The sequence below is a fragment of the Streptosporangium sp. LJ11 genome, assembly GCF_051918945.1.
Classification (GTDB): domain Bacteria; phylum Actinomycetota; class Actinomycetes; order Streptosporangiales; family Streptosporangiaceae; genus Streptosporangium.
The window spans coordinates 1-1,037 of record NZ_JBPXMB010000098.1; the positions used below are offsets into that span (position 1 = coordinate 1).

Sequence of the window (1,037 nt, forward strand, 5' to 3'; positions counted from 1 at the left end):
CCGCCGGGCGACACGCTGTACGTGGCGCCGAACGGCACGGACAGTGCGGCCGGGACGGAATCGGCCCCGACGACGCTCACCTCCGCGATCACCCGCGTCGCTCCCGGCGGGACGATCTCCATGCGCGGCGGGCGCTACGACTTCTCGCAGACGATCACCATCGCGCCGGGTAACAACGGCACCGCGAGCGCCCGCAAGAAGATCTCCGCCTACCCCGGTGAGACCCCGATCCTGAACTTCTCGGCCCAGAGCGAGGACCCGGCCAACCGCGGGCTCGCCGTGGGCGGCTCGTTCTGGCACATCCACGGCATCGTCGTCGAGCGCGCCGGTGACAACGGGATCCTCCTGGCCGGCAACGACAACATCATCGAGCGCACGGTGACGCGCTTCAACCGCGACACGGGGCTGCAGCTCTCGCGGCTGGTGGCCGGGGCACCCCGCGAGCAGTGGCCCTCCCGCAACCTCATCGTGAGCGTGGAGTCGCACGACAACGCCGACTCCGACGGCGAGGACGCCGACGGCTTCGCCGCCAAGCTCACCTCAGGTCCGGGCAACGTCTTCCGCCACGCCGTGGCCCACAACAACATCGACGACGGCTGGGATCTGTTCACCAAGACCGACACCGGACCCATCGGCGCGGTGACCGTCGAGGACTCTCTCGCCTACGACAACGGCACGCTCAGCAACGGCGGCCAGGCCGGCAACGGGGACCGCAACGGCTACAAGCTCGGCGGCGAGGACATCGCGGTCGATCACGTCATCCGGCGCAACATCGCCTACAACAACGGCAAACACGGGTTCACCTACAACCGCAACCCCGGCACGATGACGGTGTCGGACAATGTCAGCGTCGGCAACGAAGAGCGCAACTTCCAGTTCGACGCCGGAACCTCGGTATTCCGCAACAACACCTCGTGCGACAGCGGGTCCAACGACAGGATCATCGGCAACGCCGACGGCACCAACCAGTTCTGGTCCGGCTCCAACGGCTCCCGCTGCTCCTCCTACACCGGCACCCTGAACTGGTCCTTCGCCGC

Annotated in this window: 1 pseudogene; it reads left to right on the forward strand. The window is 67.8% G+C overall.

Annotated elements, in window-relative coordinates:
- Nucleotides 1-1,037, forward strand: a pseudogene (locus tag ACTOQ3_RS43550) (cellulose-binding protein); the annotation flags it as partial.